Origin of the sequence: Paenibacillus sp. VT-400 (genome assembly GCF_001029205.1) — a bacterium.
Taxonomy (GTDB): Bacteria; Bacillota; Bacilli; order Paenibacillales; family Paenibacillaceae; genus Paenibacillus; species Paenibacillus amylolyticus.
Genome location: NZ_LELF01000067.1, coordinates 3,735,028 through 3,755,807, shown reverse-complemented (window position 1 = coordinate 3,755,807; position 20,780 = coordinate 3,735,028). Strand labels below are relative to the sequence as shown.

At 46.3% G+C, this 20,780-nt stretch carries 18 protein-coding genes; 16 read left to right on the top strand and 2 right to left on the bottom strand.

What is annotated here, in order from left to right:
* Window positions 1-55 precede the first annotated feature (55 nt).
* Window positions 56-415: a DUF5665 domain-containing protein gene (locus EL84_RS27215; protein ID WP_017687319.1), complete on the top strand. Its 360-nt coding sequence runs from the start codon at window positions 56-58 to the stop codon at window positions 413-415.
* A 38-nt stretch (window positions 416-453) separates the two neighbouring features.
* On the opposite strand, the gene EL84_RS27210 is transcribed toward EL84_RS27215, so the two are convergent.
* A complete protein-coding gene (locus tag EL84_RS27210; protein ID WP_047843742.1) occupies window positions 454-1,191 on the bottom strand; it encodes a TraR/DksA C4-type zinc finger protein in 738 nt (245 codons plus the stop codon).
* A gap of 221 nt (window positions 1,192-1,412) precedes the next feature.
* Between EL84_RS27210 and lspA the strand changes: the two genes are divergently transcribed.
* From lspA to EL84_RS27170, 8 genes are all read left to right on the top strand, one after another.
* A complete protein-coding gene (gene lspA / locus EL84_RS27205) occupies window positions 1,413-1,907 on the top strand; it encodes a signal peptidase II (protein ID WP_017687321.1) in 495 nt (164 codons plus the stop codon).
* Entirely contained in the window at window positions 1,900-2,862 is a 963-nt protein-coding gene (locus EL84_RS27200; RefSeq protein WP_370739101.1) for an RluA family pseudouridine synthase, read from the top strand. The genes lspA and EL84_RS27200 overlap by 8 nt, the downstream gene beginning before the upstream one ends.
* Before the next feature lie 110 nt (window positions 2,863-2,972).
* Entirely contained in the window at window positions 2,973-4,226 is a 1,254-nt protein-coding gene (locus tag EL84_RS27195; protein ID WP_047843740.1) for an LL-diaminopimelate aminotransferase, read from the top strand.
* A gap of 203 nt (window positions 4,227-4,429) precedes the next feature.
* On the top strand, window positions 4,430-5,320 hold the full coding sequence (locus EL84_RS27190; RefSeq protein WP_047844436.1) for a decaprenyl-phosphate phosphoribosyltransferase: 891 nt from the start codon (window positions 4,430-4,432) through the stop codon (window positions 5,318-5,320).
* Window positions 5,321-5,338: 18 nt separating this feature from the next.
* Window positions 5,339-5,971, top strand: coding sequence for an HAD-IB family hydrolase (locus EL84_RS27185; protein WP_036614827.1), 633 nt, complete (start codon window positions 5,339-5,341; stop codon window positions 5,969-5,971).
* A gap of 26 nt (window positions 5,972-5,997) precedes the next feature.
* Window positions 5,998-6,288, top strand: coding sequence for an EamA family transporter (locus tag EL84_RS27180; protein ID WP_414855726.1), 291 nt, complete (start codon window positions 5,998-6,000; stop codon window positions 6,286-6,288).
* Complete coding sequence (locus EL84_RS27175; protein WP_235431595.1) at window positions 6,275-6,595, top strand: EamA family transporter; 321 nt, start codon at window positions 6,275-6,277, stop codon at window positions 6,593-6,595. The genes EL84_RS27180 and EL84_RS27175 overlap by 14 nt, the downstream gene beginning before the upstream one ends.
* Window positions 6,596-6,626: 31 nt before the next feature.
* Window positions 6,627-7,931 (top strand): DUF6080 domain-containing protein, encoded by a 1,305-nt coding sequence (locus EL84_RS27170; RefSeq protein ID WP_047843738.1) that lies wholly within the window; start codon window positions 6,627-6,629, stop codon window positions 7,929-7,931.
* Window positions 7,932-8,028: 97 nt separating this feature from the next.
* Here EL84_RS27170 and EL84_RS27165 read toward each other — a convergent pair whose 3' ends face one another.
* Complete coding sequence (locus EL84_RS27165) at window positions 8,029-10,704, bottom strand: YhgE/Pip domain-containing protein (RefSeq protein WP_047843737.1); 2,676 nt, start codon at window positions 10,702-10,704, stop codon at window positions 8,029-8,031.
* A gap of 710 nt (window positions 10,705-11,414) precedes the next feature.
* On the opposite strand from EL84_RS27165, the gene pyrR reads away from it, so the two are divergent.
* The 7 genes from pyrR (at window position 11,415) to pyrE (ending at window position 20,588) form a co-directional block, all read left to right on the top strand.
* Window positions 11,415-11,978 carry a bifunctional pyr operon transcriptional regulator/uracil phosphoribosyltransferase PyrR gene (gene pyrR / locus EL84_RS27160; protein WP_017687330.1) on the top strand — a complete coding sequence of 188 codons (564 nt, stop codon included), beginning with the start codon at window positions 11,415-11,417 and terminating at the stop codon, window positions 11,976-11,978.
* A complete protein-coding gene (locus EL84_RS27155) occupies window positions 11,978-12,889 on the top strand; it encodes an aspartate carbamoyltransferase catalytic subunit (RefSeq protein ID WP_036674848.1) in 912 nt (303 codons plus the stop codon). Before pyrR ends, EL84_RS27155 begins: the two co-directional genes overlap by 1 nt.
* A gap of 126 nt (window positions 12,890-13,015) precedes the next feature.
* Entirely contained in the window at window positions 13,016-14,320 is a 1,305-nt protein-coding gene (locus tag EL84_RS27150; protein WP_047843736.1) for a dihydroorotase, read from the top strand.
* Between the two features lie 424 nt (window positions 14,321-14,744).
* Window positions 14,745-15,887, top strand: a complete 1,143-nt coding sequence (gene carA / locus EL84_RS27145; RefSeq protein ID WP_047843735.1) for a glutamine-hydrolyzing carbamoyl-phosphate synthase small subunit — start codon at window positions 14,745-14,747, stop codon at window positions 15,885-15,887.
* Window position 15,888: 1 nt separating this feature from the next.
* Complete coding sequence (gene carB / locus EL84_RS27140; protein ID WP_047843734.1) at window positions 15,889-19,107, top strand: carbamoyl-phosphate synthase large subunit; 3,219 nt, start codon at window positions 15,889-15,891, stop codon at window positions 19,105-19,107.
* A gap of 102 nt (window positions 19,108-19,209) precedes the next feature.
* On the top strand, window positions 19,210-19,950 hold the full coding sequence (pyrF, locus tag EL84_RS27135) for an orotidine-5'-phosphate decarboxylase (protein WP_047844433.1): 741 nt from the start codon (window positions 19,210-19,212) through the stop codon (window positions 19,948-19,950).
* On the top strand, window positions 19,947-20,588 hold the full coding sequence (gene pyrE, locus EL84_RS27130) for an orotate phosphoribosyltransferase (protein ID WP_036674850.1): 642 nt from the start codon (window positions 19,947-19,949) through the stop codon (window positions 20,586-20,588). Before pyrF ends, pyrE begins: the two co-directional genes overlap by 4 nt.
* The last annotated feature ends 192 nt before the right edge of the window (window positions 20,589-20,780 follow it).

Sequence of the window (20,780 nt, the reverse complement as noted above, 5' to 3'; positions counted from 1 at the left end):
GGCAATGATTCTATAGTGCAGTCAATCTATATTGATCAAAGGAACTGACCAAAACATGAGCGAACATGACAAGCAAACCGCATCCACTTCACAACAATCAACATCAGATAATCTGAATTCGCATGACAAAATTGAAGAGTTACATACCCTGACGAACCGTCTGGCGAATGAACTGGAACGTTCACGAATAGCGCAATACACAGAATTGCTGAACAGACCATGGAAATTGATTGGACTTAACCTGTTGTCAGGAGCCGCACGAGGTGTGGGGATTGCGATTGGGTTTACCTTTTTCGCAGCAACGATCATTTACGTTTTGCAGCTACTTGGGGCGCTCAATCTTCCCATTGTTGGAGATTACATCGCTGATATTGTGCGCATTGTCCAGCGTCAGCTTGATATGAACACTTACTAAGCGATTAGTAATTAAAGGTGAAAGATATCAAAGTGCATTTAGTAAATGTCATCCGTCTCCATATCCGGTTCTAACAGACCCTCGCCCTCACGGTTCTCCAGGTACTGACGATATTGCCTATTGCGCACGATGGAGACGTCATGACCATAGATGTCCGTGGCAACAAAACTTTCGTACGCTTCAACGCAGCCTTCCACTTCATCGGTAGCTTCAATCGCCATAACATCATAGCTGTCGATATCGCGTCCTTCAGCCATGGCTGGTGAGTTCGATGTGCCCCAACTTTCAACAATCTGCCAAGTGTCTTCACCATCGAAGCCATTTTGATCATCTCGCTCGTCCAGACTGGTTCGACCAAATGCCGGGGCAAGGAATTCTTCCTCTACAGGGCGGTTCTCAGAGACAACGGTTTCCGGTTGATGTTTTTTGCAGTATTTGGTGTAGGGGACAGCTTCCATGCGTTCATAAGGAATGGGTTGCTGGCAGACCGCACATGTACCGTAATGTCCTTCTTCGATGGAGTGCAGTGCAGAATCGATTCGTTCCAATTGGAATTCATCATGTTCCAGCAGGGAAATATCTTTCTCGCGTTCATACACCTCCGTGGCTATGTCTCCAGGATGATTATCAATTGGTGATAATTCACCTGTCTGTAGTTTAAGGGAGTCTCCAAGTCCATAATGCTCGTTTTCCGAAAGTCTATGTTCAATATCGCGCTTATCGGACATCAGTTGGGAACGTAGAAATTGCAGTTGTTTGTTAGTAAAATGTGACATGATTTTCCCCTTTCTGCTTTCATGCTGGAATCCGGATTTTGACTCTATTGTAGGATGTGCCATTGAGGGCAAGATTACAGAAGGGAAATGTTATCGTTTTTGCCATAAGCATTGCGATGTAGCGCGTCGTGGACGATTTCCAAACAGCTGTGCTACAATAAACAAGTCTGGCGTAAGCCTGGTATCGTTTGGAAAAGACAAGAACGGAGTGACAAACAAACGTGGTGTATTATATCCTTGCTTTTATCGTATTTTTATTGGATCAGGGAACCAAGTATCTGATTGCAACCCGGATGGAACTCAGAGAAGAAATTCCGGTCATCGGCAATTTCTTTGTCATCACATCACATCGTAACTCAGGAGCAGCATTTGGCATTCTGCAAGACCAGCGTTGGTTCTTTATCGTGGTTACGTTGATTGTGGTCGTTGCCTTGATTTGGTATTTGCAAAAGGTAAAAGATACCCCGCACAAATTGCTGCCTGTGGCGCTTAGTTTGGTGCTTGGTGGAGCAATTGGCAACTTCCTTGACCGGGCATTGACCGGAGAAGTTGTAGATTTTGTACAACTTAATTTTGGAAGTTATACGTTTCCCATTTTTAACATCGCCGATTCGGCAATCTGCATCGGTGTAGGGTTGATCATAGTGGAGACATTGCTTGAAGGACGGCGCGAAAAAGCAGCCGCGAAGATTGAAGGGAATGAACATCATGAGTAATCCGAATAAGGAACAGATTAACGACGAAGAACTAATGAATGGCAATGAACGTATGGAATGGACCGTTGCCGCTGAACATAAAAAAGAACGAATTGATAAATATATTACGGAAGCCGTAGATAACGTATCTCGCTCCCAAGTTCAATTGTGGATCGGAGACGGAATGGTTACGGTAAATGGTGCTGTAGTCAAAGCCAATGCCAAGTTATCCGAAGGGGATCTAGTTGAGTTACAGATTCCAGAACCAGCTGCTGTGGAGATCGTTGCCGAAGATATTCCGCTGGAAGTGGTATATGAAGACAGCGACCTGATCGTGATCAACAAACAGCGTGGTCTTGTGGTGCATCCGGCACCAGGACACACATCGGGTACCCTCGTTAATGCACTTATGCATCACTGCAAAGACCTCTCGGGTATTAATGGGGAGTTGCGTCCTGGTATTGTGCATCGTATTGATAAGGATACATCCGGCCTGATCATGGCTGCCAAGAACGATCGTGCGCATGCATCACTGGCTGCTCAGTTGAAGGAACATACGGTGAATAGACGGTATATTGCGCTCGTTCATGGTCATCTTAACCATGATCAAGGGACCATTGATGCACCGATTGGACGGGATACCAATGACCGCAAAATGTATACGGTAACGGAACGTAACAGTAAACATGCCGTTACGCATTTTACCGTTACTGAGCGGATTAATGATTACACCTTGTTGGAATTGAAACTGGAGACAGGACGTACTCACCAGATTCGGGTTCACATGAAATTTATTGGTCACCCGCTTGTAGGAGATCCAACTTATGGACGGAATAAAGGCATCAAAATGCAAGGACAGGCTCTTCATGCGGCCATTCTTGGATTTGTGCATCCAACAACGGGAGAATACCTTGAATTTTCAGCTCCGATTCCGCAAGATATGGAAGACGTGCTCGCCTCGCTACGCAGTCGTTAACAGCTCCAAGAAAGTACAAATGTTCGGATACTTTGTCCATGGCTTTGATCACGCAAATGCTTCATATTAAAGTGTAGAAATTTGCGTCAAATGAGGAGATGAACAACGTTATGAGTATCGATAAATACCAAGAAACTTACATTCAGACTAATTTTGCCGACCGTATCGGTGGCTCCAACTATGGTAAAGACACGAACATTTATAAATTCGAGAAAATCAAACGTGCCAAAGCTTCGGCCAAAAAAGATTTTCCCGATGTGGAACTGATTGACCTTGGTGTAGGTGAACCGGACGAAATGGCGGATGCAGGCATTGTAGCTGCACTTGCAGAAGAAGCTTCCAGACCTGAGAACCGTGGTTATTCCGACAATGGTATTCCTGAATTCAAAGCTGCTGCTGCTTCCTACCTGAAAAACGTATTCAACGTAGAAGGTATCGATGCAGATACTGAAATCGTACACTCCATTGGTTCAAAACCGGCTTTGGCGATGATGCCTTCATGCTTCATCAATCCGGGTGATGTTACGATCATGACCGTTCCAGGTTACCCGGTTATGGGTACACATACGAAGTATCTGGGTGGAGAAGTGTTCAACATCCAATTGACGAAAGAAAACAACTTCCTGCCTGATCTGACGGCTATCCCGGAAGACATCGCAAAACGTGCGAAGTTGCTCTACCTGAACTATCCGAACAACCCAACAGGCGCAAGCGCGACGGTGGAGTTCTTCACTGAAGTTGTGGAATGGGCTAAGAAATACAATGTTGTGGTTGTACATGATGCTCCATACGCAGCATTGACGTATGATGGCAAAAAACCGTTCAGCTTCCTGTCGGTACCTGGTGCAAAGGATGTCGGCGTAGAGCTACACTCTCTGTCCAAGTCCTACAACATGACGGGTTGGAGAATCGGATTTGTAGCGGGTAACCCGCTTGTAGTCAAAGCATTCAGTGATGTGAAGGACAACAATGACTCCGGTCAGTTCATCGCGATTCAAAAGGCTGCTGCTTATGGATTGAATCACCCTGAGATCACGGAAAAAATTGCAGAGAAATATTCCCGTCGTCACGACATGCTCGTTGCCGCATTGAACGAACTGGGCTTCCAGGCTGAAAAACCTAAAGGTTCATTCTTCCTGTATGTAGAAGCACCAAAAGGTGTCGTTGGCGGACGTCGCTTTGAATCCGGCGAAGATTTCTCCCAATTCCTGATCCGTGAGAAACTGATCTCATCCGTACCTTGGGATGATGCCGGTAACTTTGTTCGTTTCTCCGTAACCTTTGAAGCGAAGGGTGAAGAGGAAGAGAAACGTGTTATTGCTGAGATCAAACGTCGTCTGAGCGACGTACAATTTGAATTTTAATCGCATCACCCAATAGTTAAATCATGTACTAACGAAGAGACCGGAAACGGTCTCTTTTTTTATGCCCATATTAGATTTTTTTCATTTACTCCCTTTACAAAATTATACAAGCAACATATGATTAGATCTTTACGTTATTTGTTATATACAGAAGTTGTTGTTGAAGGGAGTTATTACAATTGTTATCATCACGAACAAGTACGGTGTCCTCACCGGCTACAGGAACAGGCAGTACAGTGTCAGGATTATTCAGATTGTTAAGACCCAAACAGTGGACTAAAAATCTGCTGTTATTTGCTGCGTTACTATTTTCTTTTGAGGAGATTCGGACTGAAACCATTCTTGCGACGTTGCTTGGTTTTATTCTATTTAGCCTTGTTGCAGGCTGTGTGTATATTTTAAATGACTTTGTAGACCGAGACAGGGATCGACAGCATCCGGTGAAAAGGTATCGTCCTATGGCTTCTGGGCAGGTGAATCCGAGTCATGCTTTGTTGTTTGGCATTATTCTATTAATCCTTTCCGTAGGAACGGCCTTCATGATGAACCCTCTATTCGGGGTGTTATGTATCGTCTATTTCCTGTTGAATGTATCGTATTCATTTGTGCTGAAACATCTCGTTATCCTGGATATGATGACCATTGCAGCCGGCTTTGTACTTCGTGCCATTGCAGGTGGTGTGCTGATCCATGTGCCATTCACACCGTGGTTTTTGATCTGTACCATGCTGTTGTCGTTGTTTTTGGCCATTGGAAAACGCAGAAATGAACTCACGTTGCTTGAGGGAAACACGGGATCACATCGTAAGGTTTTGGATAACTACTCCATTACGTTACTGGATCAATTCAATACAATTGTGACGACAGCTACGATTATCAGTTATTCCCTGTTCACATTCACTTCAGATCGAACCATTCATCTCATGTGGACGATTCCATTGGTCATTTACGGCATGTTCCGTTACCTGTATCTGATCCACATGAAGAACCAGGGAGGTTCGCCCGATCGTGTGCTGTTTGAGGACAAGCCTATATTAATTACGGTTATGTTGTATGTGATAAGTGTTGTTACAATCTTTGCAATCTTTGAATAAAGGCTGAGGGGGATCAGGGTGAAAAGCACGAAAGTCGCAATTTTTGATATTGATAAAACGATCATACGCAGTGATTCCATGTTTCAATTTGTGCATTACGGTGTTCGCCGTTACCCGTGGCAGGTATGGAGATTACCTGTCATTGCATTACATACCGTGTTATTCAAGGCAGGCTTCATGACGGTTGAACAAGTCAAACGATCCTACTTTCAAGAAATTGAGCGTATGTCTGAAAAAGATCTCGAACATTTCTTTGATACTCGCTTGCGTACGTCCATTTTTGCCGAGGCCAGTGTAGAGATGCAACATCGCAAAGAAGCAGGGTATCATGTCTTGCTGGTAACTGCATCTCCGCATGCCTATATGAAATACTTTAATAATTTTCCCTGGGTGGATCATGTAATTGGAACTGAACTTGTCCGTCATGAGAATGGTTACACATGCAGAGTTGATGGCAGCAATTGCAAAGGGGAAGAGAAGGTACGCCGAATTCAGGCTTATCTGAGTGAAAAGAATATGGTCATTGATTATGACCAGTCATGTTCCTACTCTGACTCCTTATCCGACCTTCCCGTCATGCAACTTGTGAGTCAACGATACTTTATTAACAAGCGTGTTCCGGACATGGAGGCATTAACGTGGGGGAAATAAAATCGCGTCATACTGGTAAATGGTTAATGCTCGTTTCCGCTTTTCTGACAGCAACAGGTCAATTGCTCTGGAAATGGGGACTAACCGAGTGGATTTACCTGGGTGTTGGTTTTCTGTGTTATGGACTTGGAGCGATTTTGATGATTAAAGCTTTTGCTCTGGAAAAACTCTCTGTTGCTTATCCTCTGATGTGTGCTAGTTACGTATTTGCCTTAATCTATGGGTATTTTTTGCTTGGGGAAGAAATTACGATGCAGAAGCTGGCAGCAGTTGTGTTGCTTGGAATCGGGGTGACACTAACCAGTGTTGATCGATAGCTGGATGGTTGCCGTATTAATTGTCATGACGTTGTGTGGTGCACTGGGTGGGGCCGGACTGAAAGCTTATGCTTCCAGTCGCAATCGTCTGCATGTACTCATGGGACTTGGATTCTACGGAACGGGCGCGTTGCTGAATATTGTATTGCTGAAGTTTCTTCCATTAACCGTAGTGTTGCCTGCAAACGCATTAACATATGTGTGGACTCTTATCATAGCTCGGCTGATATTTAAAGAGACCGTGGGCCCTTTACGCTGGATAGGCGTGGCATGTATTATGGGTGGCCTATGTTTATTGGTATTTTAGAACTTAATTAATCAGGATGTGAAATGAAAGCATGAACTTTTTAGATTACTTATTTTATAATCGCAGAGCCAACTGGACAGCTTTTTACCTGTTTGCGGGATTTGCTCTGTTCTATGGTTTAATGAACGGCTCGTATGTTCTGTACATTGAAAATAATGCAGAGGTGCTTGGGGCGTATACCCCATTTAATACAACGCTGTTTCCAATCAATTTATTCAACTTTGATCCTTCAATGTATTATGGGGACAACAGTTCTTCAGTGATCCATCCGCTGATTTCCTTTCTCGCTGTCACCCTTGCGGCTGTAGCGAAACTGCTGGGAGGCAACTGGTTCTTTCTAATCCTGCAATCGCTGGTGAATGCGGGTTCGGTGGTGCTGGCGTATCTGTTCCTGAGTCAAAAAGAAGATAAACCGACCATCGTACCGCTACTGTTTGCCTTATTGTTTGGTTTCAGTTCCTACTTAATGTTTACTGCATTGATCCCGGATTCGTATCCTTATGTACAGTTCGTTATTCTGTTGTCGGTGGTTTACATGCAGTATACTCGTGAGCGTCAGGACGTACGTTATGTACCCAATGCATTGCTTACATCGATTAACTTTGGACTAACCTCGACCAATATCGTACCATTTGCTGCTGCCACATTCTTCAATATGCATGCATGGCGCAATAAGGCGAATTTGAAAAAATACATCGGTATCATGGCATTAGCGGTTCTGATCATCGTCGTATTAACTGGCGTCCAGTACGTTGCCTTTGGAGGTCGCAGCTGGGTTAGTAACTGGCTGTTGGGCATTCAAAATGGTGGAACCAGCTATGCAACGCCATTCCAGTTCGCTGTTCACTGGAAAGCATTGAACATGTTAACTATTAATCCGATGCTGACACCGAAAATGCATTTACTGGACCCGGGCATGGCGGCCTTTGTTACGGATCTATCCCGTTCCAATCCAATCCATGTGCAGATGACAGGTATCTTTATTTTACTACTGGCATTCATGGGCTTCATTAAAGGCATTCGTGAACGAGAAGTGTGGACCCTTGTGCCATATATTTTGTTTGCCTTTTTGCTTCATGTAGTCGTGGGCTTTGGTCTAGCTGTGTTTCAATACGATATGTACCTGTATGCGGGACATTATCTGTTTGCGTTCTTCCTGTTGGGTGGAAGTTTCGTCATCAGCCTTCGTCCGGGATTGGGGAAAAAAGTGGTTATAGGCTTGATCATGTTATGTGTTATCGTTACGGCAAGTAACAACATCTATCGCCATGTAGAAACATTAACAACAATCAAACAATCCTATAATCAGTTGGAACAGGAACGCTCAGTGAAATAGTCAAATAGTAAATGTATCGATTCATATAATGAAACGAGAAAAGGCCATTGGATGGAAAGTCCAATGGCCTTTTCTTATTTAGTGTTGAGCAAATGAGTTAAGCAATAATTTTGGTCTTCTTGGCATTCTCGGCTGAACGTTTGGTGAGACTGCTGAGTGGACGTTTCAAAGCGAGAGCAACAATGAGACTCAGCGCGATGAACATACACAACCACAGAATATCCTTGATGGCAGTAGACCACAATATGCCGCCGACCGACTCACGCAGCAGACTGATCGCATACGTGAAGGGCATGAACGGATTCAATGCTTGGAAAAAGGGTGATGTCATACTGATTGGGAACGTACCGCCGGAGCTGGAGAACTGGAACACCATGAAGATAATGGCGATCCCTTTTCCGATATTCCCAAAAACGGACAGCAGGGTGTACGTTATGGTGACAAATACGGTACTCACCAACATGGCAAACAGGACAAACCACAGTTTATCTGCGACATAAGTACCCAGAATTAAGATATCTCCCAAGGTGACGCATACCGCTTGGAGCAATCCAATGGTTAGGAAAGTAGCGAGACGTCCAAGATACAATTCATATCCCCGGAACTTTCCCCCTGATTTCTCAGCTTCGGCACGAAGCAGAGAAATCAGCAGTGTTGAGCCAACCCACAAGGACAACACGCCATAAAATGGTGACATGGCCGATCCATAATTCGGAATCGGATAAAGCTGTTGTTCTTTGATTTGCACGGGACTCGAAAGGAAAGCACTCTCTTCCTCAATGTCGCCGCGCAGAAGCTTGGCAAGTTCGGCAAACTGGTTATTACCTTCAACTTCCCTGAGCTTGTCCGCAGCCTTGCTGATGGCACTTTCCAATGCTGGCAGATCATCACGTACAAGCGCGGCAACACGGTGAACTCCTTTTTCGACCTCCGGCAGCTGATTCTGTACAAAATCGGATGCCTTGCCTATCTGTTTCTCGGCAGTAGGCAGATCATTACGAACAAAATTAGCTGCTTCGTTCAGTTTGTTTCCCAACTTGGGCAGATCGTTTTGAATTAATGAAGACACTGTGTTCAAAGCTTGGATAAAACCTTCACTTTTGTTCGCAAGTGTCTCTGATATCTCATGGATCTTAGATTGTATTTGAGGCAGTTCGCTCTGGATTTTTGTCAACTCGGTCTGCCCAAACGTAATTCCTTCTTTGGCAGATGCAAGAATGTCCGCAATATCCGGAATACGATCCTTTGCTCCTTGTAGAGTTTCTGCTGAAGTGGAAAGGATAGATCTGAGCTTATCCGCACCAGCTGCCAGTGTAGGCGATATTTCACTTTCATAGGTGCTTAAGATATTGGCAATCCCGCTGCTAATGTCCTTCGAGAGAGTATTTAACTGAGCGATGACATCTGTTGGTGGAGTTGTATTACGACGCATGGCATCATTGATGATGCCAGCCAAGTGGATCTGCAACTGAAGTTTATCTGAGATGGAGTTCAGTTGTGCGATTTTATCGGCAAGTGGTTGGCTTGGAAGCAAGTTATTGATGTTGCCCAGTAGTTCTGCCATACTGTCCACGAGTTTTACCGCAACCCCTAAACGTGAAGCAATCCGGTCGAGATCTTCTACTGTAGGAAGGTTATTAAGATCCGAATTTTGCAATTGTGCAAATACGTCTCCTGCAGCGTTAGTAATCTGCTGCACCAGCAGCAGATTTTGGCGGATCGTCGGGCCAATTGTCTGAAACGCTTCTTCACTGGAATCCACGAACTGATTTAATCCCTCTGCAAGCTCAATCCCGTTGCCAGCGATTTGTGATACTTTGTCCAAATCTTGCTCTGCTGCTGTTACGATAGACAGAGCTTTGTTGGTTTTATCCAGCGCCGTTTGGATGACATCTGATACCTGGCCAAAGTTTTCATCCACTTCTCGAATGCGTTCTACCGCTTTTTGTATATCCGGTATCCGCCCTTGAATAGCCAGCACTTCGGAAGCCGCATCATTAATTTGTGGCCAATACTCCTGCACCTTGAGCACATACTGTGCTGCTTCATTGATTTCAGGCAGTTTTTTCTCGATTTCAACGATCTTTTGAGCATCTTTTACAATCTCGGGCATGTCTTTTTCTACTTCCAGAACCTTTTGACCTGCGGCTTGAATAGCCGGAAGATTTTTCTCCAGCGTAAAAATGCCATTCTCCATTTTGCGTAATGTTGGAAGCTGGGAATTAATCTCAACCCCGGCTTCATTCAGCTTGGTCAGAACGGCCTCACTGACGGCTTCAGTGAAATTTTCATTGATTTGTGTTGTTATGGCAGATACACCAGAGCCTGTGATTTTAGGAGCAATGGCATTCACCTTCTCATTGACGGTATAGATTACTTCCGGTCGCTCCAGCTTCCCATCAACGATGCCTGTAATTTTGGATGAAAAGTCCCCCGGAATGAGCAGGCTTGCATAATACTCTCCAGTTTGCACACCCCGATTAGCCTCAGCCTGGTCCACAAAAGTCCAACCCAGCTTTTCGTTGTGTTTAAGGCTGGATACCAGTTCGTCTCCGATATTAACATGGGTTCCTTCAACAGTCGCACCCTTGTCCTCAGTTGTCACCGCAATTTTGATCCCCTGGGTATTACTGTATGGGTCCCAGACGGACTTCACGTTGACCCAGTCATACACCCCGGGCAGTAGAATAATAGCCACAATTAGAAATATACCTGTGGGAACCTTCAGAATATGCAACCAGTCTGTTTTGTAAACGTGCCAAATGTGACGCATGACTTCCTCCTAAATGTACATAAATGTAGGGCGTAACTTATTTCTATGTCGTAAATTTGTGAATCTTATGTATATCGGTATTATTGCAGTATCTAATAATGGGTTCATGTTTATAAACTGTACCCATTTCACTTGGTACTAATTCAGAGCCTTCATATATTGCGTAAAATGAAACTCACTGTCTGTTCTAAAAAGAAGTGTTTTATCTCTTTTGAGTACAGTAAGAGGTTTATTTTGGTTATATCAAATTTCTCATTTGCCTATGGATAAATATGCAGAAATGTTGTATAATTATGAATAACCAATGAGATGTATTGTGCATGGATGTTTTTCAGCCTAACTGCTGATTCTAAGAAGAACGTAGCAGAGGGTTTTCACCTGCGATGGTGAGGTGTTGACAGGGGGTTGTCTTTCTGTCATAATTCATGAAGACAAACGGACATATTGATTACAGAACCCTGTGAGGTCCTGCAATATGAACGACATGAATAGCACCTTTAAATCAGTCCCGTGAGACTGGCAAGGTAACGTGAACGATACATCGTTTTTTTTGCTGCGGCAAATGAAGCGATGCATCCCCGAGAGTAAACTTTCTTCAGAGCGGTCTGAAGTTCGGAGACTCCTTGCCAATAAACACGGCAAGGAGTCTTTTTTTTTCTCCTCGTCACGGGGCCATGATGCTGAAGGGAAATCCTGAGGAGGCTGAACGCATGAGCACAGAGACACATGTCATTATGGATGAGACGGCGATCCGCCGCGCATTAACACGGATTGCCCATGAGATATTGGAGAAAAACAAAGGAATCGACGATTGTGTGTTGGTCGGTATCCGTACACGCGGGGTTTACCTTGCAGAACGGATTGCCGCCAAGATTGAAGAAATCGAGGGCGCCAAAGTCCCCTGGGGAGAGCTGGATGTGACTCCTTACCGCGATGACCGCTTGGACGAAAATAAAGCGAATCGCAAGGAAATGTTGATTATGACACCTGAATCACTTTCGATCCATAACAAAAAAGTGATTTTGTTCGATGATGTGCTCTATACCGGACGGACGATTCGCGCAGCGATGGATGCCCTGATGGACTGTGGAAGACCGCAGAACATTCAGCTGGCTGTACTCGCAGACCGCGGACACCGGGAACTTCCGATTCGACCTGATTTTATCGGCAAGAATGTGCCGACTTCCAAATCAGAGGAGATCGAAGTTGCACTCATGGAAACGGACGGACAGGACGAAGTCAAGATCACTCAGAACCGGGGGGAGCAAGCATAATGATTACACAGACAGCATTGAGAGACCGAAGCTTGCTTGGACTGAAGGAACTTAGTCGAGGAGAAATCGAGTCCATTCTTAACCGAGCGGCTCACTGGGAAGCGCAGAAAGAGAAACTGGTTCCTGTACTGGAATCACGCTTCGTTGCGAACATGTTCTTCGAGAACAGCACACGTACCCGCTTCTCCTTCGAAATGGCAGAGAAACGTCTGGGCGCACAAGTGCTGAACTTTACGGCAGCCGCATCCAGTGTGGAAAAAGGAGAGTCCATCTACGATACGGTACGAACACTTGAGTCGATGGGCATTGATGCAGGCGTGATCCGGTTGAAACCGGCAGGGGTTCTGCAACAACTGGCTCAGAAAGTGAATGTACCACTCGTGAACGCCGGAGACGGCAACAATGAGCATCCCACACAGGCGTTGCTGGATCTCTACACGATGAGGAAAGCATTTGGCGAACTGAAAGGCTTGCGTGTTTCCATCATTGGTGACATCCTGCATAGCCGTGTAGCTCGTTCCAACCTGTGGGCACTGCAAAAGTTTGGTGCAGATGTACGCTTCTGTGCACCGCAAACGATGCAGGCACCGGAACTCGCAGAGCATGCTCCTTATGTCGGTCTTGAAGAAGCGCTGGATGCAGATGTAGTCATGATGCTCCGGGTTCAACTGGAACGTCATCAACATGGCTTAATTACTTCAGCTGAGGATTATCGCGAACACTACGGATTGACGGAAGAACGGGCATCACGCCTAAAACCAAGCACCATTATCATGCACCCTGCTCCAGTGAATCGCAACGTCGAGGTAGATGACGCGGTTGTGGAAAGTGAAGCATCGCGGATCTTCCCGCAGATGGCAAACGGCGTTCCAATCCGCATGGCGGTTATGGAACGTGCGATGAAACTGTAACAGGGTCTGGCTGTGGGTCATAGGCTGACGGTACGGTAGTTCTTATAGAGCAATAAGAGAGTACACGATAAAGAAAATCATCCGGCTTGCCTGGTAAGCCGGACAGAACCGAAGCGGAGGGCAATTATGCTACAGATTATAAAAAACGCAAACGTCTTGAACCAACAAGGGGAACTTGAACGGAAAACCATCATTATAGATGAAGGTAAAATTAAAAAGATCGCTGGTCTGGAAGACCAAGCCGTACTGGATGCCGAAAAGTCAGCGCAAAGTGTGACAGACGCATCAGGCAAACTGGTCATTCCGGGATTGATCGATATGCATGTGCATCTGCGTGAACCTGGATTCGAACACAAAGAGACGATTGAGACAGGTGCCCGTTCAGCAGCACAAGGTGGTTTTACAACAATCGCTTGCATGCCGAACACGAGACCAGTTACAGATACAGCGGAAGTTGTGAAGCTGGTATTGGATAAGGCCAAAGAAGCTGATCTGGTTAAAGTGTTGCCTTATGCAGCCATTACAAAAAATGAACTTGGTCGTGAACTTACCGATTTTGCCGCATTAAAAGAAGCAGGCGCTATTGGATTCACAGATGACGGTGTAGGCGTACAAAACGCTCAAATGATGAAGGATGCCATGAGCCTCGCGGCAAGCATGGATATGCCAGTGATCGCTCACTGTGAAGATGACTCACTGGTTGTTGGTGGATATGTGACGGAAGGTGAGTTTTCGAAGCGTCATGGCATCAAAGGGATTCCAAATGAATCCGAAGCCATCCACGTTGGCCGTGATATCCTGCTCGCAGAAGCAACGGGAGTTCACTACCATGTCTGTCACGTAAGTACAGAGCAATCGGTTCGCTTGATTCGTCTAGCGAAGTCCATCGGCATTAAAGTAACTGCTGAGGTATGTCCACACCATCTGGTGTTGTCGGATGAAGATATCCCAGGCATGGACGCCAACTGGAAAATGAACCCGCCGCTGCGCTCACCACGCGATGTGCAGGCTTGTATCGAAGGTTTGCTGGACGGCACGCTGGACATGATCGTAACTGATCACGCGCCACACAGTGAAGAAGAGAAAGCCAAAGGCATGGAGCTGGCACCTTTCGGAATCGTAGGATTCGAAACAGCCTTCCCGCTGCTGTACACGAAGTTTGTGGAAACAGGATTGTGGAGCTTGGACTTCCTGGTGAAACGTATGACAGCTGATCCTGCACGTGTATTCCGACTGGATACAGGCAAACTGGAAGAGGGAGCACCAGCCGATATCACGATGATTGACCTGAACGAGGAAAAAGCAGTTGATCCTGCAACGTTTGCAACCAAAGGAAGAAACACACCATTCACAGGCTGGAAGCTGAAAGGCTGGGCCACACAAACATGGGTGGATGGCAAAAGCGTGTGGAATAACACGGTACAACAGTAAAACGGTAACTCGGCAAATTAATAAATCAGTAACTCTATATCTTTAACTCAGTAACAGTATTCTTAACTTTTTTAAAACAACAAATTAACTCTAAAACTTAATCTATAACTTTTTACACCAGTAACATCTTTTCAACTAACTCGAGGCAAATCATGCCGAGAGTCTAACATACGAAACAAAGCAAAGTTGAATGTCATGATTTTGAACTTGGACACCAACGTAACTGCGGAGCGGACAGAAAAGACCCGAAGAAGCAAAGCGTTCGCCTTTATCACCGGATTACATCATTTGAAAAATGATAAAAAGTAATCCGGGGATAACAGCGATCAAAGGGTTTTCTGTCAGCGGAGCCGCACAATCGTAACGTCCCCCATGTTCAACCCCAATGCATTCAACGTTGATAAACACAGAGGAGTGAAATGGGATGCAGGCACAGGCAAGATTATTGTTGGAAGACGGCACACTGTTCACCGGGAAAGCATTTGGTGCTGAAGGTGAAACTACAGGTGAGGTCGTTTTTAATACGGGAATTACAGGCTATCAAGAGGTGCTTTCGGATCCTTCCTATTGCGGTCAAATCGTAACCATGACGTATCCGCTGATCGGAAACTACGGCATTACGCGTGATGACTTTGAGTCGATTCGTCCATACGTACACGGTTTTGTTGTGCGTCGTCATGAGCCAACGCCGAGTAACTGGCGTGCGGAATACAGCGTAGACAATCTGCTCAAAGAATACGGCATCGTAGGAATCAGCGAAATTGATACACGCATGTTGACTCGCCGGATTCGTCACCACGGCACAATGAAGGGAATTCTCACAACAGGATCGAAGCCTGTGGAAGAACTGCTGGAGATGATGGGAGATACTACCATTGCCGAGCTGCGTAACCAGGTGCCAATGACTTCTACAGAGCATGTCTACAACAGCCCGGGAACAGCTGAGCGTATTGTGCTCGTGGATTATGGTGCTAAAACAGGAATCTTGCGCGAACTCAGCAAACGTAACTGTGACGTTGTTGTTGTTCCACACGATGTAACAGCAGACGAGATTCGTCGCTTGAACCCGGACGGTATTCAACTGTCCAACGGCCCTGGGGACCCGAAAGACGTACCTCATGCGGTTAACATGATCAGTGAACTGCTTGGCGAATACCCGATCTTCGGCATCTGCCTGGGTCACCAGTTGTTCGCACTTGCAGCAGGAGCAGACACCGAAAAACTTAAGTTTGGACATCGCGGAGGAAACCACCCGGTGAAAGAACTGGAGAGCGGACGTTGCTTCATCACATCCCAGAACCACGGATTTACCGTAAACGAAGAGTCTGTGAAGAGTACAGATCTGGAAGTTACACATATCAACAATAACGATAAGACCATTGAAGGTCTGAAACATAAATCATTCCCGGCATTCTCGGTTCAATATCACCCTGAAGCAGCCCCGGGTCCGTACGACAACAGCTATCTGTTCGACCGCTTCATCGAGATGATTCGCGAGCACAAGATCACTAACCCGCAAAAGCCGCGTCAAGCCGTATTGGCAGCCGCAGTGAAAGGAGCACAATAACATGCCGATTAACAAAGATCTCAAAAAAATCCTGGTGATTGGTTCCGGTCCAATCGTCATCGGTCAAGCGGCCGAGTTCGACTATGCCGGTACACAAGCTTGCCAGGCTCTGAAAGAAGAAGGCGTGGAAGTTGTACTTATCAACAGCAACCCGGCGACCATTATGACGGATACAAACATGGCTGACAAAGTCTACATTGAGCCAATTACACTGGATTTTGTAACCCAAATCATTCGTCAAGAGCGTCCTGACGGTTTGTTGCCAACACTGGGTGGTCAAACAGGTCTGAACATGGCTGTAGAGCTGGCTCGTGCTGGCGTGCTGGAACGTGAAAATGTGAAATTGCTCGGAACACAGTTGACATCCATCGAGAAAGCGGAAGATCGTGATCTGTTCCGTGACCTGATGCGTGAATTGGAACAACCTGTACCAGAGAGTGTCATCGTAACGACACTTGAAGAGTCACTTGAATTTGCGAATGAGATTGGTTATCCAATCATCGTGCGTCCAGCCTATACACTGGGCGGAACTGGCGGCGGAATCTGTGCGAACGAAGAAGAGCTGCGCGAGACGGTGGCAGCGGGAATTCGTTACAGCCCGATTGGGCAATGTCTGGTCGAGAAGAGCATTGCAGGCATGAAAGAAGTCGAGTATGAGGTTATGCGAGACAAAAACGATAACTGTATCGTTGTCTGCAACATGGAAAACTTTGACCCGGTAGGTGTTCACACAGGCGACAGTATCGTCGTAGCACCAAGCCAAACTCTGTCGGACCGTGAATATCAAATGCTGCGTTCAGCTTCCCTGAAAATCATCCGTGCCCTGAACATCGAGGGTGGATGTAACGTACAGTTTGCACTGGACCCACACAGCTTCCAATATTATGTTATCGAGGTAAATCCACGGGTAAGCCGTTCATCAGCTCTGGCTTCCAAAGCAACGGGTTATCCGATTGCAAAAATGGCAGCCAAAATTGCGATGGGTTACACGTTGGATGAAATCGTGAACCCGGTAACAGGCCAAACGTATGCTTGCTTTGAGCCTACACTGGATTATATCGTGAGCAAAATCCCACGCTGGCCGTTCGACAAGTTCATCTCGGCGAACCGTAAACTGGGAACTCAGATGAAAGCAACAGGCGAAGTAATGGCTATTGGCCGGACATTCGAAGAGTCGATTCACAAAGCAGTTCGTTCCTTGGAAATTGGCGTACATCGCCTCTACCTGAAGGATGCCGAAACGCTGGACGAAGCTACCCTGAACGAGCGTCTGATCAAAGCAGATGATGAGCGTATCTTCCTGATTGCCGAAGCGTTCCGCAGAGGTTATACGTTGCAACAGCTACAGGATCTGACCAAGATTGACTGGTGGTTCCTGGACAAAATCGAAGGTCTGATCGCATTCGAAGATCGCATTCGCGAAGAATCCGAATTGTCTTCCGACATTCTGTATCAAGCGAAACGCCTTGGATTCACAGACCGTGCCATTGCTGAACTGCGTGCGCAAGGTCAACCAGGAGGCACATTAACAACTGAAGCGGAAGTTAGAACTCGTCGGGAAGCAGAGAACCTGCGCCCAGTGTACAAAATGGTAGATACATGTGCGGCTGAGTTTGAAGCAACAACGCCATATTACTACTCAACTTACGAGACAGAAAATGAAGTAATTCCTTCAGACAAGAAAAAAGTTGTGGTGCTGGGTTCAGGACCAATCCGGATCGGTCAAGGGATCGAGTTCGACTACTCAACTGTACACGCAGTATGGGCATTGCAAAAAGCAGGCTATGAAGCAGTCATTATCAACAATAACCCGGAGACGGTGTCTACGGACTTTAATACATCGGATCGCCTGTACTTTGAACCGCTCTTCTTCGAAGATGTCATGAACGTGATTGAACAGGAGAAACCAGTAGGGGTTATCGTACAGTTCGGTGGTCAAACGGCCATCAACCTGGCAGCACCATTGCGTAATGCAGGTGTAACGATTCTCGGAACGGATCTGGAAAGCATCGATGAGGCGGAGGACCGTAAGAAGTTCGAACGTCTGCTCTCCCGTCTGGAGATTGCACAGCCAAAAGGTAAAACAGTCATTTCCGTTGATGATGCGGTAGAAACAGCTCAAAGTCTGGGCTACCCGGTACTGGTTCGTCCTTCCTATGTACTCGGCGGTCGTGCGATGGAGATTGTATACTCCGATGCTGAATTGCTGACTTACATGGAACAGGCGGTTAAAATCAATCCGGAGCATCCGGTCCTGATCGACCGTTACATGATGGGTAAAGAAGTTGAGGTTGACGCCATCTGTGATGGTGAAACGGTATTGATTCCGGGAATCATGGAACATATCGAGCGTGCAGGAGTTCACTCTGGTGACTCCATCGCGGTATATCCTCCTCAACATCTGTCCCAGGATTTGAAAGAGAAAATTGTAGAGATTACAATCAAAATTGCGAAAGAACTGAAAACGGTAGGTTTGGTCAACATCCAGTTTGTTATCCATGATGGCCAAGTGTACATTATCGAGGTGAACCCGCGTTCATCCCGTACCGTACCATTCCTGAGTAAAGTAACCAACATTCCGATGGCGAACTTGGCAACACAAGCCATTCTGGGTGTGAAACTAAAAGATCTTGGTTATGTTGACGGGCTGTGGCCTGAATCGGATCATGTATCTGTTAAAGTTCCGGTCTTCTCCTTCGCGAAGCTGCGTCGTGTAGAACCAACCCTCGGACCTGAGATGAAGTCTACAGGTGAGGTTATGGGCCGTGACCCGAATTACGCTAAAGCGTTGTTCAAAGGTCTCATCGGCGCAGGAATGAAAATTCCGGCAACCGGAGCGATCGTAGTAACTGTAGCAGACAAAGACAAAGACGAAGCGGTTCCTTTGCTCGAAGGTTTCTACAGACTGGGTTACAAGATCATGGCTACCGGCGGAACAGCAGCTGCGCTTGAAGCAGCGAACATTCCGGTAACGACTGTGAACAAATTAAGTGAAGGTTCGCCGAACATTCTGGATATGATCCGTAGCGGCGAAGCAAACTTTGTCTTCAACACACTCACCAAAGGCAAAACACCGCAGCGTGATGGATTCCGTATCCGTCGTGAAGCGGTAGAAAACGGCATTGTATGTATGACTTCACTGGATACGATTCGTGCGCTGTTGATCATGCTGCAAACGATCAACTTCTCTTCGGAAGCAATGCCTGTCTTTGTAAAATAAATAACTCTCTGATGAAGGACATCAGTCAGCCTGCGGGCTGGCGGGATGTCCTTTATATCGGGCAAAAACGGAAAAAATGAGCAAGTGGAGGGAGCGCTGGTGATGAATCAAGCGAGTTTCAATGAAATGGCTGGCCGTCTGATGGTGGCACTGGATTATCCTGGAGCGGAAGAAGCTCAAGAATTGGTACAAGCTCTTGAGGGCATTCCCTGTTATCTCAAGGTGGGTATGCAGCTGTTCTACGCAGCAGGACCTGACTTTATTCGGGAGCTGAAATCGAAAGGGTACTCCGTTTTTCTGGATGTGAAAATGCATGACATTCCCAACACCGTTCGTGGCGGAGCTGAGAGTATCACACGTCTTGGCGTAGACATGTTCAATGTACATGCAGCGGGTGGAGCCCTTATGATGCGTGCTGCACGTGAAGGTGCTGAGGCAGCAATCGCTGCCGATCCTTCCCTTAGCAAGCCCGAGATCATTGCAGTCACCCAACTCACCAGTACAAGTCTGGAAACGATGAATAACGAGATTGGCATCCCGGGAAGTGTGGAAGCTGCTGTGGTCCGTTATGCAGGACTAGCCCAAGAGGCCGGACTGGATGGAGTTGTTGCTTCTCCACTGGAAGTGCCCGCAATTCGGGCAGCGTGTGGCAGTGCTTTTCACACCGTTACTCCAGGAATTCGTCCAGCGGGTAGTGGTCTGGGAGATCAGACACGCGTCTTGACCCCAGGTGAAGCTATCGCCAGAGGCAGTCATTACATTGTTGTAGGCAGACCCATTACAGGCGCTCCCAATTCGCGAGAAGCGGTAGAAACCATTTTGAAGGAGATGTTGAACGCATGATCGAACTGAATGAGATTCCAAATCATATTGCTTCCCAACTTTTGAAAATTAAAGCCGTGGCGTTACGTCCGCAGCAGCCATTTACATGGACATCCGGCATCAAATCACCAATATACTGTGATAACCGCTTAACGATGTCCTATCCGGAGATTCGCAACGATATCGCTGAAGCATTTGCAACAATCATTCGGAACCAGTATCCGGATGCAGAAGTCATCGCAGGTACAGCAACCGCAGGTATTCCGCATGCTGCCTGGGTGGCTCAGAAGCTGAATCTGCCGATGGCTTACATTCGCGATAAAGCGAAAGGACACGGCAAGGAGAACCTGATCGAAGGTCTGATTACCGAAGGACAGAAAGTGGTTGTCATCGAAGATCTGATCTCTACAGGTGGAAGTTCGATCAAAGCAGCAGAAGCTGTACGCGTTGCAGGTGCAACACCTCTCGCCGTGCTTGCCATTTTCAGCTACCAGCTGGATAAAGGTGTTAAAGCATTTGAAGATGCTGGAATTCCACTTCAGACGTTGTCCAATTACACGGCGCTGATGGATGTGGCTTTGGCTCAGGGAACGATTCAGGAGAGTGACTTTGAGTTGCTTAAATCCTGGCGTGAAGATCCTTCTTCATTTGGTAAATAATATCATTGATACCTCGAAAAAATGTTCAGGAATGAACGGTATCAAAATTGTAATGATTGCCGTCATAGCGGCAAAACCATCGAATATGCAAGAGGCATCCCGCACTTTGGGGTGCTTTTTTTGTTTGTTCATCAAAATATTAACTTTTTCTCTCTACCGTTGTAAAAAGCTTGTAACTTTTAGTTGTGATCG